The 14806-nt window shown below is 69.2% G+C and carries 14 protein-coding genes; 5 read left to right on the top strand and 9 right to left on the bottom strand.

The window, feature by feature from the left end:
- Positions 1-11: 11 nt before the first annotated feature.
- The gene (rsrA, locus tag LY41_RS09755; protein ID WP_253863545.1) at positions 12-362 is read right to left on the bottom strand and encodes a mycothiol system anti-sigma-R factor; all 351 of its coding nucleotides are present in this window, start codon (positions 360-362) and stop codon (positions 12-14) included.
- Positions 359-943: a sigma-70 family RNA polymerase sigma factor gene (locus tag LY41_RS09750; RefSeq protein WP_253864068.1), complete on the bottom strand. Its 585-nt coding sequence runs from the start codon at positions 941-943 to the stop codon at positions 359-361. Before LY41_RS09750 ends, rsrA begins: the two co-directional genes overlap by 4 nt.
- A 416-nt stretch (positions 944-1359) precedes the next feature.
- Between LY41_RS09750 and ybaK the strand changes: the two genes are divergently transcribed.
- Entirely contained in the window at positions 1360-1836 is a 477-nt protein-coding gene (ybaK, locus tag LY41_RS09745; RefSeq protein ID WP_253863544.1) for a Cys-tRNA(Pro) deacylase, read from the top strand.
- A 96-nt stretch (positions 1837-1932) separates the two neighbouring features.
- Here ybaK and LY41_RS09740 read toward each other — a convergent pair whose 3' ends face one another.
- The gene (locus LY41_RS09740; protein WP_253863543.1) at positions 1933-2547 is read right to left on the bottom strand and encodes an alpha/beta hydrolase family protein; all 615 of its coding nucleotides are present in this window, start codon (positions 2545-2547) and stop codon (positions 1933-1935) included.
- Positions 2544-3455, bottom strand: a complete 912-nt coding sequence (locus LY41_RS09735; RefSeq protein WP_253863542.1) for an SOS response-associated peptidase — start codon at positions 3453-3455, stop codon at positions 2544-2546. Before LY41_RS09735 ends, LY41_RS09740 begins: the two co-directional genes overlap by 4 nt.
- Before the next feature lie 175 nt (positions 3456-3630).
- On the opposite strand from LY41_RS09735, the gene rsgA reads away from it, so the two are divergent.
- Both rsgA and LY41_RS09725 read left to right on the top strand, forming a co-directional pair.
- A complete protein-coding gene (gene rsgA / locus LY41_RS09730; RefSeq protein WP_253863541.1) occupies positions 3631-4629 on the top strand; it encodes a ribosome small subunit-dependent GTPase A in 999 nt (332 codons plus the stop codon).
- Between the two features lie 166 nt (positions 4630-4795).
- On the top strand, positions 4796-5638 hold the full coding sequence (locus tag LY41_RS09725) for an SCO4651 family lipoprotein (RefSeq protein ID WP_253863540.1): 843 nt from the start codon (positions 4796-4798) through the stop codon (positions 5636-5638).
- Between the two features lie 242 nt (positions 5639-5880).
- On the opposite strand, the gene pruA is transcribed toward LY41_RS09725, so the two are convergent.
- From pruA to LY41_RS09710, 3 genes are all read right to left on the bottom strand, one after another.
- The gene (gene pruA / locus LY41_RS09720; RefSeq protein WP_253864067.1) at positions 5881-7509 is read right to left on the bottom strand and encodes an L-glutamate gamma-semialdehyde dehydrogenase; all 1629 of its coding nucleotides are present in this window, start codon (positions 7507-7509) and stop codon (positions 5881-5883) included.
- 273 nt (positions 7510-7782) lie between these two features.
- On the bottom strand, positions 7783-8316 hold the full coding sequence (locus LY41_RS09715; RefSeq protein ID WP_253864066.1) for a DUF6912 family protein: 534 nt from the start codon (positions 8314-8316) through the stop codon (positions 7783-7785).
- Positions 8313-9725 (bottom strand): wax ester/triacylglycerol synthase family O-acyltransferase, encoded by a 1413-nt coding sequence (locus LY41_RS09710; protein ID WP_253863539.1) that lies wholly within the window; start codon positions 9723-9725, stop codon positions 8313-8315. Before LY41_RS09710 ends, LY41_RS09715 begins: the two co-directional genes overlap by 4 nt.
- A 51-nt stretch (positions 9726-9776) precedes the next feature.
- Here LY41_RS09710 and LY41_RS09705 point away from each other — a divergent pair, with 51 nt between their 5' ends.
- A complete protein-coding gene (locus tag LY41_RS09705; RefSeq protein ID WP_253863538.1) occupies positions 9777-10574 on the top strand; it encodes a TrmH family RNA methyltransferase in 798 nt (265 codons plus the stop codon).
- Positions 10575-10590: 16 nt separating this feature from the next.
- Here LY41_RS09705 and LY41_RS09700 read toward each other — a convergent pair whose 3' ends face one another.
- On the bottom strand, positions 10591-11010 hold the full coding sequence (locus tag LY41_RS09700) for an HAD-IA family hydrolase (RefSeq protein ID WP_253863537.1): 420 nt from the start codon (positions 11008-11010) through the stop codon (positions 10591-10593).
- A gap of 173 nt (positions 11011-11183) precedes the next feature.
- Here LY41_RS09700 and LY41_RS09695 point away from each other — a divergent pair, with 173 nt between their 5' ends.
- Positions 11184-11669 carry an Rv3235 family protein gene (locus tag LY41_RS09695; protein ID WP_253863536.1) on the top strand — a complete coding sequence of 162 codons (486 nt, stop codon included), beginning with the start codon at positions 11184-11186 and terminating at the stop codon, positions 11667-11669.
- Between the two features lie 156 nt (positions 11670-11825).
- On the opposite strand, the gene secA is transcribed toward LY41_RS09695, so the two are convergent.
- Complete coding sequence (secA, locus tag LY41_RS09690; protein ID WP_253863535.1) at positions 11826-14705, bottom strand: preprotein translocase subunit SecA; 2880 nt, start codon at positions 14703-14705, stop codon at positions 11826-11828.
- Between the last annotated feature and the right edge of the window lie 101 nt (positions 14706-14806).

Raw genomic sequence — 14806 nt, 5'->3', positions numbered from 1 at the left:
GGCGTGCCGGATCAGCTGCCGTCGGGTCCTTCGCTGACCTGTTCGATCGTCAGCTCGGTCTCGCTCAGCCGCACACCGCCGCGTTCCTCGACGGTCTTCCGGATCGAGGCCCGCAGTCGCTCCTTGAGATCCGCCGGCGCCTGATCACCGCCGCACTTGCGGTACAGCAGCTGCTTGATCTGGTCGTCGATGCCGTACTCCTCGAGGCACGGCGGACAGTCCTCGATGTGCTTGCGCAGCTGCGCGTCGCGTTCGGCGCTGCACTCGCGGTCGAGCAGCAGATAGATCTCCGCGAGCGCCTCGTCGCAGCACACATCACGACCCTGCTCGGGTTTGTGTTCCGGCTGTTCCAGGGTGCTCATCGGCCCGCCACCTCCGGCGCCGACGCCGCAGTCGCCGGCCGGATGAAGCCACGGTCGGTGGCGACGTCGGCGAGCAGGTTCCGCAGCTGACCGCGACCACGATGCAACCGCGACATCACGGTGCCGATCGGCGTTTCCATGATCTCGGCGATCTCCTTGTACGCGAATCCCTCGACGTCGGCGAGGTACACGGCCAGCCGGAACTCTTCGGGCAGCTGCTGCAACGCGGCCTTCACGTCCGTGTCCGGCAGTTTGTCCATCGCCTCGACCTCGGCCGAACGCAGTCCGGTGGAGGTGTGGCTCTCCGCCTTGGCGATCTGCCAGTCGGTGATCTCTTCGGTGGGCTGCTGCAACGGCTGCCGCTGGCGTTTGCGATACCCGTTGATGAACGTATTGGTCAGGATGCGGTACATCCAGGCCTTGAGGTTCGTGCCCTTCTTGAACGAAGAGAACGCCGAATACGCCTTGAGGTAGGCCTCCTGGACGAGGTCCTCGGCGTCGGCAGGGTTGCGGGTCATGCGCAGCGCAGCCGAGTACAACTGGTCGAGGAGCGGCATCGCGTCCCGTTCGAACCGCGCGATGCGAGCCTGCTCGTCCTCGGGGCGCTCGGCCTCGGGATTCTCGGCCCCGGGATTCTCGGCCCCGGGGTGCTCGGCCTCCGCGGCATGATCGGAGGAACCGGGCGCCGTCGCGGTCTCGGCGCTCGGTCGCTCGGCTGTCTCGGCGGTTGCGGGCTCGGCAGCGTTCTGCGTGCTCGGCAAACCGTTCCCTTCCAGATCGATGGCCGGGTCGACAATGATCTCGGCGCTCGTGCTGTGCCTCTCACGCCGGCTTCGGTTACCCGCCACCGACGGCACATATGTCTCCTCCGAGGATACGCCTCGGGCGCTCTCGGGTCTGGTCAGAATCGTCGGCACACCCCCTGCAACGAGGACGCTCGATCGGGTATTCCCGCCCTGGGACGGACGCGGCGCACGCTTCGCCTAGCCTGCACGTCATGGCGGGCAAGGGGACACCGGCGACGGCACTGCTGACCAAGCGCAAGATCGAGCACACGCTGCGGACCTACGACCACGACCCTCGCCACGAGTCCTACGGACTGGAAGCGGCCGAGGCGCTGGACGTCGAACCGGAGCGAGTGTTCAAGACGCTCGTCACGGCCGTCGACGGGGCGCTGACGGTCGGGGTCGTGCCGGTCACGGGGCAACTCGATCTCAAGGCACTGGCCGCGGCCGCGGGCGGGAAGAAGGCGAAGTTGGCCGACTCGGCGGCGGCGCAGCGGGCGACAGGCTACGTCGTCGGCGGGATCTCACCGCTCGGCCACCGCTCGCGCCTGCCGCTCGTCGTGGACGCCTCTGCGGGAACGTTCGCCACGGTGCTGGTCTCGGGCGGCCGCCGCGGCCTGGAGATCGAACTCTCCCCCACCGACCTGATCACCCTGACCGACGCCACCGTGGCATCCATCACGTCCTGAGTCCCCCGCCCGGGCGACCCCTCGTCCGGCCCACCGCTACGTCCCCCGAAGGGCACCTTGGGGCGTCCACGGTGAGCCGGGTCGCTGCGGTGCGTGTCAGGAGACGAGGGGGCGGGTCACCCGGGCGAGCCACTCGGAGGTCGAACGGGCGACTCCGTCGAGGTCGGCCTTCAGGCTGTGATCACCCGGCACCATGACGATCTCCCGGTGCGGCCCCGGTTCCGGCCTGCCGAACGGGTCCTTGTCCCCCTGCACCACGAGCGTGGGAACGCCGACGCCGTCGAGTTCGCCCTGCCGCGACTTCTCGGGCTTGCCCGGCGGATGCTCGGGAAACGCCAGGCACAGCACCGCATCGGCCTGCCCCGTTTCGGCCGTCCGGCACGCCACCCTGGCCCCCGACGACCGCCCGCCGAACACCAGCGGCAGGCCTTCGAACCATCGGCCGGACAGCTCCTCGACGACCGCCAGCCACGCCGCGTCCAGCTGTTTCGCAGGCGCGGGCGCCTTCCGTCCCGCCACGCGGTACGGCTGCTCCACGAGCGCCACGTGCACGCCCTGCTTCCGCGCCGCTCCTGCGACGGCGACGAGATCCGGCGCGCCGATCCCGCCTCCCGCGCCGTGCCCGAGCAGCAGTCCCGCACCCGCCTCGTCGGCGAGATGCAGTTCCACCCGGGCCGGACCGTGCGGGGTGTCGACGTCGGCCGTGGTCATCGCGCACCCGGCACGTCGAACAGCGCCGCCTCCGACCCCGCGTCACCCGGCTCCGCAGCATCCCCCGGCTCCGCAGCATCCCCCGGCTCCGCAGCATCCCCCGACTCCGCAGTGTCATCCGGCTCCGCAGCGCGGTCGGGGTCGAGCTCGACCGCCGGCTCGGCACGGTCGAGCAGCTGCGGGCCGTTGTTGCGCACGTTGTTCACGAGCGTCGAGACCGGGCGCAGTTCGAGCGCGTCGACGACGTCGAGGCCCGGAGGTTCGAGCAGCGACGTCACATCCGTTCGGTCGGGGTCGAGCCAGTCGTGCCAGCGGTCCGGGGTCAGCAACAGCGGCATCCGGTCGTGGACGTCGGTGAGCTGGCCACGCGCCTCGGTCGTGATGATCGAGCACGTCACGAGCGGCGGTGCGTCCGGTTCACCCTTCGGGTCGCGCCAGGTCTCCCAGATGCCCGCGAACGCCAGCGACGAGCCGTCCCTGCCGGTCATGAAGAACGGCTCCTTCGGTGCCTTCTTCTTCGGCTGCCCCTCCGGGACCGGTCCGACCTTCCACTCGAACCAGCCGTCGGCGGGGATCAGGCAGCGGCGCCGCGACAGCGCCTTGCGGAACGCGGGCTTGTCCGCAGCCGTCTCCGCGCGCGTGTTGATCATGCGATTGCCGATGGCGGCGTCCTTCGCCCAGAACGGCACCAGACCCCACCGCAGCACCCGCAGCACGCGTTCGGCCTGCGCCTCGGTGTCGACGTTGCCCTCGGCGTCACGAGGATGACGTTCCACGACACCGACCACGTTCTTGGTCGGCGCGACGTTGTAGTTCTCCGTGGGTGCGTGCCCCTCCGTGCCGTCGGCCGCCTCGAACTCCTGCATCAACGCGGCCGGGCTCTTCGTGGCGGCGTAACGGCCGCACATGGCGTCTCCCTGTGTTCGTCAGACGGACTCCTCACCCAGCGTGGCACGGCTGCCGGTGCCGGGCGAGACCCATGAGGGATCATTACCCGACAGGCGAACCCGGCGGCAACGCCGCGCGCGTGCCGGAGGCGGGCTCGTGTCCTCGACAGGCGAACCGGCAGGAAGGTGGACGTCCGTGGCCCGTGGCGACTGGCGCAGTCTCGACGAGAGCGACGTGCGCGTGCGCCCCGGAAAGAGCACCCGGCCGCGCAGCAAACGCCGTCCCACCCACGCCGACGCCGTGCCCGCGATGGTCACGTCGGTCGACCGTGGCCGCTGGCGGTGCGCCGTCGACTCCGATCCGGATCGCGCCGTCACCGCCATGCGCGCCCGAGAACTGGGCAGGACACCGATCGTCGTCGGCGATCGGGTGCACCTCGTCGGCGACGTCAGCGGCCGGGCCGACAGCCTCGCGCGGATCGTGCGCGTCGAGGAGCGCACCAGCGTGCTGCGGCGGACCGCCGACGACACCGACCCGTACGAACGCGTGGTCGTGGCCAACGCCGAGCAGTTGCTCATCGTCACGGCCCTCGCCGATCCACCACCGCGCACCGGGTTCATCGACCGGTGTCTCGTCGCCTGCTACACGGGCGGGCTCGACCCGGTCCTGTGCCTGACGAAGGCCGACCTCGCCGATCCCGGCGAACTGCTGGCCGAATACGCCGAGCTGGCGGTACCGGCCGTCGTGACCAGCCGTGACGGCGATGTGGGCGAGCTCGTCGCGCAGTTGTCCGGGCGGGTGTCGGCGCTCGTCGGTCATTCCGGCGTCGGCAAGTCCACCCTGGTCAACCGGCTCGTACCGGAGGCAGGCCTCGCCACGGCGGAGGTCAGCGCCGTCGGCAAGGGCAGGCACACGTCGGTGAGCGCGATCGCACTGCCGCTGCCCGGTGACGACAGGGGCTGGGTCGTCGACACCCCGGGGGTGCGCTCGTTCGGGCTCGCGCACGTGACGCCCGACGACATCGTGGGGACGTTCAGCGGATTCGCCGAAGCCGCGGAGGAATGCCCTTCGGGTTGCGGCCACCTCGGCCCGCCTGCGGATCCGGACTGCTCCCTGGACGACGTCGAGGGAGCGGGCGCGCGACTGGCGTCCCTGCGGCGGCTCCTGGCGTCGCGCGCGGGGCTCGACACCTGACCCTCCGTCGCTGCCCTGTCACGCCCCGTTTTCTCCGTGCGGGGAAGGTCACGAGAAACCGCCGACACGACGTGGCATGGGACACGGAACCGCTATTGTGATGCGCGCATCGAAGTGAAAACGCAGCGCACGGAAACGACTGCAGCGACGATTTTGGGGATCTCACATGCGCAAAACCTCACTGGTGGCCGGGGCCGCAGCCCTGGTGCTCACCCTGTCCGCCTGCGGCGGTGGCGACGACAACGCCGCAGGCAGCGGTGGCTCGGCCGAGGGCAACGGTGGTAACGGTGCCTCGGTCGGCAACCTGTTCGAGGACGCCAGCACGCTGGCCGACACCGCGTCGCAGAGCACTTCGACGGAGAAGACGACCAAGTTCACCGGAACGATGTCGGTCGGCGGCCAGGAGATCTCCTACACCGGCGAGGGCGAGTTCGGCGACGAGCCGAAGGTCGCCATGACCATGTCGATGCCGGGCGCAGGCCAGGAGATCGAGACCAGGATCATCGGCCAGACCATGTACATGAACATGGGCGGCACCTGGATGAAGGGGGACCTCGACGCGCTCGGTCAGGGCGGCGCGCAGGGCGCCGAGATGAACGACCCGACCAAGATGCTCGAGTTCGCGCAGAAGGCCGGCGAGATCACCGGCAGCGAACGGACCACGCTGGACGGTCAGGAGACCACGCACTACACCCTCGACCTCGACTTCAAGAAGCTCGCCGAGGAAATGGACCAGATGACCGGCACCAGCCAGGGCATGCTCGAGGACGTCGACGCCACGGTCCCCATGGAGATCTGGCTGAACGGCGAGGACCTGCCGGTCAAGGTGACGATGGACATGGGCGAGATGATGAAGAAGTTCGCCGAGAAGGCCGGCGGCAACCCGCAGATGGCGAACGGCGGCATGCAGGTCGAGTCGACCTACTCCGACTGGGGCGCTCCGGTGAACGTCGAGGAACCTCCCGCCGACCAGGTGCAGGAGATGCCGTCGGGCGGCATGCCGAACTGACGCGCTCCCGCTGAACTCCGGCATTCGACGAGCCCCGGGCTTCCGCCTTCACGCGAAGACCCGGGGCTTTCGTCTGCCCGGCGAGCCTGCACCGGGAACACGCACGCGCGAAGCGGCGTCGCCCGTCGGCGCGCCGATCGAGGGGCGGTGGCCGGGCAACGGGTGGGAGCAGAACACGCGGTGCTGAGTGCAGAACACGCGAGCCTGAGTGCAGGACACGCGGGAAGGTGCAGTCGCGGTCCTCAACCCATGTGCGGGTAACCGATGGTCGTGGGGGCGTCGAACGCTTCCTTGACCGAACGCGGACTGGCCCAGCGCACCAGGTTGAACATCGACCCGGCCTTGTCGTTCGTGCCCGAGGCGCGGGCACCGCCGAACGGCTGCTGCCCGACGATCGAACCCGTGGGCTTGTCGTTGACGTAGAAGTTGCCCGCCGCGTGACGCAGCACGCGGTGTGCCTGGCCGATCGCGCCGCGATCGTCGGCGAACACCGCGCCCGTCAGCGCGTATGCGGCGGTCGTGTCGCACAGTTCGAGCACCCGCTCGTACTCGGCGTCGTCGTAGACGTACACGGCGACGATCGGGCCGAAGTACTCGGTCGACATCACCTCGTGCTGCGGGTTCGTCGTGACCAGCACCGTCGGATCGACGAAGTAGCCCACCGAATCGTCACACCCGCCGCCGACGAGCACCTCGAGCTCGGCGTCTCCGTCCACACCCGACAGCAGCTCCCGGTGCTTGGCGAACGCGCGCGCGTCGATGACCGCGCCGCCGAAGTTCGACAGGTCCGCCACGTCCCCGTAGGTGACGCTGCGGGTCAGGTCGGCGACGCGCTCCCGCAGGCCGCCCTCCCACAGCGACCGCGGCAGGTAGGCCCGCGAGGCCGCGGAACACTTCTGCCCCTGGTATTCGAACGCGCCGCGCACGAGCGCCGCCGCAACCTTGTCGGAGTCCGCGCTGGGGTGGGCGACGATGAAGTCCTTGCCCCCGGTCTCGCCGACGATCCGCGGATAGCAGCCGTAGGAGTCGAGGTTGTCGCCGATCGTGCGCCACAGCTTCTTGAACGTCGCCGTCGACCCGGTGAAGTGCAGGCCCGCGAACCCCGGATCGGTCAGCGCGACGTCGCTGACCGCCTGGCCGTCGCCGGTGACCAGGTTGATCACACCCGGCGGCAGGCCCGCCTCCTCGAAGGCCCGCATCGTGAAGTGCGCAGCCAGCTGCTGGGTCGGCGTCGGCTTCCACACCACCGTGTTGCCCATCAGCGCGGGCGCGCTCGGCAGGTTGCCCGCGATCGCGGTGAAGTTGAACGGCGTGATCGCGGTGACGAAACCGTCGAGCGGCCGGTACTCCATACGATTCCACACGCCGCGCACCGAGTTCGGCTGCTCGGCGAGGATCCGCCGCGCGTAGTGGACGTTGAACCGCAGGAAGTCGATCAGCTCACACGCCGCGTCGATCTCGGCCTGCTGGATCGACTTCGACTGCCCGAGCATCGTCGCGGCATTGATCGTGTCGCGGTAGGGCCCTGCCAGCAGGTCGGCGGCGCGGAGGAAGACCGCGGCCCGCTCGTCGAACGGCAGCTCGCTCCACTCGCGGGCCGCGTCCTTCGCCGCTGTCACGGCAGCGCCGACGTCCTCACGCGTGGCCTGCGCACTCACGCCGAGCACGTGGGCGTGGTCGTGCGGCTGGACCACGTCGAACCGGTCGCCGCCCGCCATGCGGCGGTCACCGGCGATCGTCTGGGTCAGCTCGGCCTTCTGCCCTTCGAGTTCGGCCAGCCTGCGCTGCAGGCTTTCCCGCTCGGCACTGCCGGGTGCGTACGAGTGCACCGGCTCGTTGGCCGGCACCGGTACGGATGTCACGGCGTCCATGGTGCTCATGACGCTCTCCTCTGCTGCCTTGTGGGCGGGTTCACATCTCCGGTGCCGATTCTGCCGCCGCACCGGGCCTCGAGGGGAGAACAGGCGCAACATCCGTTCGGTACGGATCGACCCCGGCCGGCCGGAGACCCCGTCCCGGCGCGCAGTCCCGCGTCAGCCCGGGGCCGACGGGAGGGAGCAACACGTGCCTTGGAAACCGCAACACGGGCCCCGGAAACCGCAACACGGCCTCCGGAGGGCGCAACACGGTCACAGCAGCTCCGGTCACAGGAGCTCGAGGAAGAACGGCACCTCCTGCGGCGCGTACCAGGCCAGCTCGTGGTCCTCGGCCTCTCCCAGCACGAAATCCGCGTCCAGGTCGCCCAGGTCGGCACGGTCGATCGCGTCGGCCGCGGCCAGCACGGCCTGCTCGGCATCCACTCCATCGACGTGGACCGCCGCGAGGTCGTCCATCGTCACCGCCCCCGCGACGCGCACCACGGCGCTGTCCAGGTCGGGCCGCTCGGTGACGTCGGAGTCCTCGACGTCCGCGGCGATCACCACCCGGCGCGGCGGCTCCTTCTCGTCGATCCCCGCTCCCGAGTCCGCCTCCGCGTCGTCGTGCGAGGCCAGCAGCCGTAGCGACGCCCGCGCGGCGTCGAGCAACGCGGCGTATTCCAGCTCCTCGGTCGACCCGCTGACGTATGCTTCGCGCAACGCCGGGGTCAGCGAGAACGCCGTCCCCCGCACGGGGGTCAGCTGCCCATCGGAGACGAGATGCCGCAGCATGCCGATCGTCGCGGGTACGTACACCCTCACCATTTGTTACCCCTCAGCTCTTCCAGCGACTCCTCGATCATGTCGGCGAGGACGTCGACGTCGTGCATGGCCTTCCGGTCACCATTCAGTCCGAAGTAGACATCACCCTGGTACGAAGTGACGCCCACCGCGAGCGATTGATCGCGCCCGAGTGGTAACACCGGGTAGATCGCCGACAACCGTCCCGGACCGGCGTACAGCGGATCCTGCGGGCCCGGCGTGTTGGCGATGAGCACGTTGAACCCGCGCCGCGGCACCGAACCGGCGACGCGGGCGGCGAGCGCGTTCATCGTCGCGGGTGCGAATCCTCCCATCTTCACCATTGCCCGGGCCGTCACCGGCCGGTCCGAGCCGAACTGTCCGTCCATCTCGTGGGCGACATGCTGCAGCCGCATCGCCGGGTCCGGCTCTCCGACCGGCAGGTCGATCAGATACGGCACCAGTCTGCTCGTGGTCAGTTCCGCGGGCGAGAACTCGGCGTCCTCGGGCTGCACCGCCGTGGGCACGAGCGCGCGCACCGATGCGGTGGACTGCACGTGCTGGCCGCGCGATTCCAACCACTTCCGCAGCGCACCGGTCAGCACCGTGAAAATGACGTCGTTGACCGTGCAGTCGCGGGCCGAGCGGATGCGCTTGAAGGAGTCCAGCTCGGTGCGTACGCCCGCGAACACCCGCCCGCCGGAGACCCGCGAGTTGAGCCGCCGTGCCGGTGCCGCAGGCGCGGGGCCGGTCGCCGACCGCGCGGCAGCGGCGAGTGAACCCGCCGCGTGTGCGGTGCGGCCGACGCTCGACACGACGTCCCGTGCCAGGAACCGCACGTTCTCGACCAGGTCCCGTGGCCGGGCCGCGGCACCGGTGAGCGCGTCGGCGACCAACTGTGGCCACGCCGGCAACCGGCGCGGTGTCCACTCGGCCGCCCCCTGGGCGCGAGCCCCCGCGCCCGCGTCCAGCAGCACCTGAGCGAGGTCGACCGTGCGTGCCCCGTCGACGAGCACCTGATGCGCCTTCGTGACGAGCGCGACACGGTCACCTTCGAGTCCCTCGATGTAGTACGCCTCCCACAGCGGACGTTCCCGGTCGAGCGGCCGCTGCATCAGCCGGGCGACCAGGTCGAACAGCTGATGATCACTGCCGGGAGCGGGCAGCGCCGACCGGCGCACGTGGTAGCTCAGGTCGAAATCGACGTCGTCGGCCCACACCGGCGGCGCCAGGTGTCCCGGCACGGGCAGCAACCGCTTGCGATAGCGGGGCAGGTAGTCGAGCCGCTGCCCGATGACCTGCAACGCGGTGTCGAAATCGAGACCACCGCTGCGCCGCTCGAAGACGGCGACACTGCCGACGTGCATCGGCGTCGAGGTCTGTTCGCCGTACAGCAGGTAGGCATCCGGAGCCGGGAGACGGTCGGGCATGCCTCGATCCTGGCACAGAGGGCCTGCGGGGCACGTGGAACACTCACGAGCGTGACCGACTCGCACCCTGTATCTCCGAAGGACCGGTTCTTCACGGTCTACGGCCGCAAGCCCGTCCTCGAAGCGCTCGCCGACCCGGAACTCGAGGTCGACAAGGTGATTCTCGCCGACACGGCGACCGGCCCCGCCGTCTCGGAGATCCGGCAGGCCGCGACCGGGGCGGGCGTCGACGTGCAACGCGCCAGCGCCCACCGCGTGAAGGTGCTCGCCGGTAACGGCAAGCAGGACCAGGGCGTACTCGCCGACGTCGTCGCCCCGCGCATGCGGCCGCTCGCTCAGGCGCTCACCGACCGCAATCCGCCTGCTCCGCTGCTGCTGCTCGACGGCATCACGACGCCGGCCAACGTCGGCATGATCCTGCGGACCGCCACCGCGGCAGGCCTCGGCGGCATCGTCGTCCCGCGCAAGGGCGTCGCCGCGCTCGACCCGCTGGTGGTCAAGGCTTCCGCCGGGGTCGCGTTCCGCGCGCCCGTGCTGCGCACCGGCACCGCGCTCGAAGCGGCCGAACAGCTCACCGACGCGGGCTTCGCCGTGTACGCGCTCGGCTCGACGGACGCGACGCCTCCCGGCACGGCTCGGGGCGAGACCGAGCCGCTGTTCGACGCCGAGCTGCCCACCCGGTCGGCGTTCGTACTCGGCGGCGAAACCGAGGGCGTGGACCCCGACGTCGCGAGTTACGTCGCCAGCTGGCTGTCGATCCCCATGCCCGGCGACGTCGAATCGCTGAATGTGTCGGCCGCCGCGGCCGTGCTCTGTTTCGACCTGGTGCGCCGCGGCCACGCCGCCTGAGCGACGCCGTCCGCGTTCAGTCCGGCAGGTCGGGGAACAGAGCCAGCAGTTCGGTGATCGTCTCCCCCACGGAGTTGTGCCGGACGCCCACCATTCCCGCTGCAACCGCACCGAACACGTTGCCGGGGGCGTCGTCGACGAACACGCACGAACCCGGCGGCAGACCGAGCCGCTCGGCGGTGAGCAGGAAGACCTCGGGCTCCGGCTTCATCACACCGACCTCGCCGGAGAACACGAGATCGTCGAACCGCTCTGCCAGCCGACGCCGGACGGAGCCGCCGCCCACGGCGTTGGACAGCAGTGCGGTACGCACTCCGTGCGCACGTGCGATGTCCACGAGCTCGAGCAGGTTCTCTCCGCCGCTGTCGGTGAGCACGCCCGCGTAGTCGAGCACGATCCCGTTCAGCGCCGGTCCGTCGCTATCCGATCCGGTCACACCGCAGAGCGTAACCCGACGGGGCCCTAGCCGATCACGGCGACATTCGCAGGAATTTTCTTCAAATACATCAAACCGGGCGTCTTCAGAATCCGTCACGACTTCGCGAACCTCTATTCCGTAGCGGGCACGAACGAGCTCGCAAAAACCGGGAAGAATTACGTGGAGGAAAAATGAGTACGACTACTCAGCCCGGACGTCCGAGTATCGAGCCGATCGCCGACTACGAATCCCGGCGCCCCGGAACGGCGGATCCCACCGGACTGAATCCGCTGCCCGACGCCACCACTGCGGCCCTGTTGAGCGGAATTCCCGACCAGCGAACCGGAAGCAGGCCACGCAAGGACATCACGAAAAAACAGGTGGAACACATACTGGGTGCACTTCTCGAAGTCCACGCCGGACTGCGTGCGGCAGCGCAGCTCACACCGTGGCTGTCGCCGGAATTGGCCGAACGAATGCGCAGCGATCAACCACGGAACCGGCCGCGTTACCAACTGCAGTCCGCACATCTGTGCCGTGCGTCCGACGATTCGCTCGAAGTCGCGGCGACCGTGCACGCGCGCACCCGGATCACGGCGGTGACTGCACGTTTCGAACGCCGCGCCCGGCAATGGTGCTGCACCCAGTTCGCCGTGCTCGACCCGGGAACGACCTGACGAACCGCTCGCGGCAGGGCGCCTGACCAGACGTCCCGCCGACCCATTGAGTGGGGCCTGCCGGACTACTCCGGCAGGCCCCACTCAAGGCGATGGGGCAGGGCGCGCTGAGGTTCTGCTACCGGCACCGCAACGCAGGCCGACCAGAACCTTCACTCACTTCTTGGCGGACTTTTTGTTGTTCTTGGCTTCCTGCCGTGCGGCGGCGCGCCGTTCGCGACGACTGCCGCCTCCGGCGCTGTTCTTCTGCTTGGCGGCCTCGGTGCCACGCGCCTCGACACCGCCGTCCTCGGACGGTCCCGAGTACGTGAGGCCCTGCGGTGCAGCGCCGTCGAGCCCCTTGCCCTGCAGGGCGGCCGGCGCAGACGACTCGGACGTGGGTTGCGCCGGCGCAGGCTTGGCGTGCCTGCCCGATCGCGACCCGCCACTCTGCTGCGATGCCGTGCCCTGTTGCGACGCCGTGCCCTGTCGCGACGCCGTGCCCTGGGGGTCGCCGGAAACCGGTGTCTCGGCCGCGGAAGGAGCATCGGCGTCCGGCTGCGGCTGCTCGACCTCGAGGTTGAACAGGAACCCGACCGTCTCCTCCTTGAGCGATTCGAGCATGCCGGAGAACATGTCGTAGCCTTCGCGCTGGTACTCGATGAGCGGATCGCGCTGCGCCATCGCACGCAGGCCGATGCCCTCCTTGAGGTAGTCCATCTCGTAGAGGTGCTCGCGCCACTTGCGGTCGAGCACCGACAGCACGACCCGCCGCTCGAGCTCGCGCATGGCGCCCTCGCCGACGGTCGTCTCGAGCTCGGCCTCGCGCGCGTCGTAGGCCGCGACGGCGTCCTCGAGCAACAGTTCCCGCAGTCGCTCCGGGCTGAGGTCCTCGTCGTCCTCGACCAGCTGCTCCCAGTCCAGCGACACCGGGTACAGCGTCTTCAGCGCCGTCCACAACTGCTCGAAGTCCCAGTCCTCGGCATACCCCTCGGAGGTCGCGCCCTTGACGTACTCGGCGACGACGTCGCGGAGCATGCGCTGCACCTGTTCACGCAGGTCCTCGCCCTCGAGCACCCGACGGCGCTCGGCGTAGATCACCTTGCGCTGCTGGTTGAGCACCTCGTCGTACTTGAGGACGTTCTTGCGGATCTCCATGTTCTGCTGCTCGACCTGCGTCTGAGCGCTCTTGATGGCCTTGGTGACCATCTTGTGCTCGATCGGCACGTCCTCGGGCAGGTTCAGCCGGTTCATGACGGTCTCGACCATCGCGGCGTTGAACCGCCGCATGAGCTCGTCACCCAGCGAGAGGTAGAACCGCGACAACCCGGGATCGCCCTGTCGACCGGAACGACCACGCAGCTGGTTGTCGATGCGCCGCGACTCGTGCCGCTCGGTGCCCAGCACGTACAGGCCGCCCGCCTCACGCACGGCATCCGCCTCGGACTTGACCTCCGCGGTGACCTCTTCGAGCACCTTCGGCCAGGCGGCCTCGTACTCCTCGGAGTTCTCCACCGGATCGAGCCCGCGATCCCGCAACGTCGCATCGGCGATGATGTCCGGGTTGCCGCCGAGCACGATGTCGGTACCGCGGCCGGCCATGTTCGTGGCGACCGTGACCGCGCCACGCTCACCCGCCTTGGCGATGATGAGCGCCTCGCGGTGGTGCTGCTTGGCGTTCAGCACCTCGTGCGGGACGCTGCGCTTGAGCAGCAGCTTCGACAGGTGCTCGGACTTCTCGACACTCGTCGTGCCGACCAGCACCGGCTGGCCCTTCTCGTGCCGCTCGGCGATGTCCTCGGCGACCGCTTCGAACTTGGCCTGCTCGGACTTGTAGATCAGGTCCGACTCGTCGGCACGGATCATCGGCCGGTTCGTCGGGATCTGCACGACGCCCAGCTTGTAGGTCTGGTGGAACTCCGCCGCCTCGGTCTCGGCGGTACCCGTCATACCGGAGAGCTTCTCGTAGAGGCGGAAGTAGTTCTGCAGCGTGATCGAGGCGAGCGTCTGGTTCTCGGCCTTGATCTCGACGCCTTCCTTGGCCTCGATCGCCTGGTGCATACCCTCGTTGAAGCGCCTGCCAGCGAGGACACGGCCGGTGAACTCGTCCACGATGATGACCTCACCGCTGCGGACGATGTACTCCTTGTCCCTGTTGTAGAGCTCCTTCGCCTTGAGGGCGTTGTTGAGGAACCCGACCAGCGGGGTGTTGGCCGCCTCGTAGAGGTTGTCGATACCGAGCTGGTCCTCGACGAGCTCGACGCCCGCCTCCGTGACACCGACCGCGCGCTTGCGCTCGTCGACCTCGTAGTGGGTGTCCTTCTGCATCAGCGGCGCCATGCGCGCGAACTCGACGTACCAGCGCGACGACTGGTCCGCCGGGCCCGAGATGATCAGCGGCGTACGCGCCTCGTCGATGAGGATCGAGTCGACCTCGTCGACGATGGCGAAGTTGTGCCCGCGCTGCACACAGTCGTCGAGGCTCCACGCCATGTTGTCGCGCAGGTAGTCGAAACCGAACTCGTTGTTCGTGCCGTACGTGACGTCGCAGTCGTAGGCTTCCTTGCGCTGCGACGGCGGCATGTCGGCGACGATCGAGCCCACGCTCACGCCGAGGAAGCGGTGGACGCGGCCCATCCACTCGGCGTCACGTTTCGCCAGGTAGTCGTTCGTCGTGACGATGTGGACGCCCTTGCCGGAGATGGCGTTGAGGTAGACCGCCAGGACCGAGGTGAGCGTCTTGCCTTCACCGGTCTTCATCTCGGCGACCTGGCCGAGATGAAGCGCGGCACCGCCCATCACCTGGACGTCGTAGGGGCGCTGGCCCAGAACCCGGTGGGCACCCTCCCGCGCGACCGCGAACGCTTCCGGCAGCAGGTCGTCGAGCGACTCGCCGTCGGACTGACTCCGCTTGCGGAACTCGTCCGTCTTGGCCGTCAGCTCGGCGTCGGAGAGGCTTGTGACGTCGTCTTCGAGGGAGTTGATGTGCGCAGCGATACGGCTGAGCCGCTTCACCATCTTGCCCTCGCCCGCACGGAGCAGGCGGTTCAGAAGCATCCGGGTCGACCTCGCTTGTTGGTTCGGTTTCTCGTGCGCCACCCCGGCCCGCGCCTGGGCAGCCGAGTCCGCCGCGCGGCGGCCGGCGTTTCGCACACACC

This window comes from Prauserella halophila, from assembly GCF_024171895.1.
In the GTDB taxonomy this organism is placed as follows: domain Bacteria; phylum Actinomycetota; class Actinomycetes; order Mycobacteriales; family Pseudonocardiaceae; genus Prauserella; species Prauserella halophila.
This window is presented reverse-complemented; position numbering and strand designations above follow the sequence as displayed.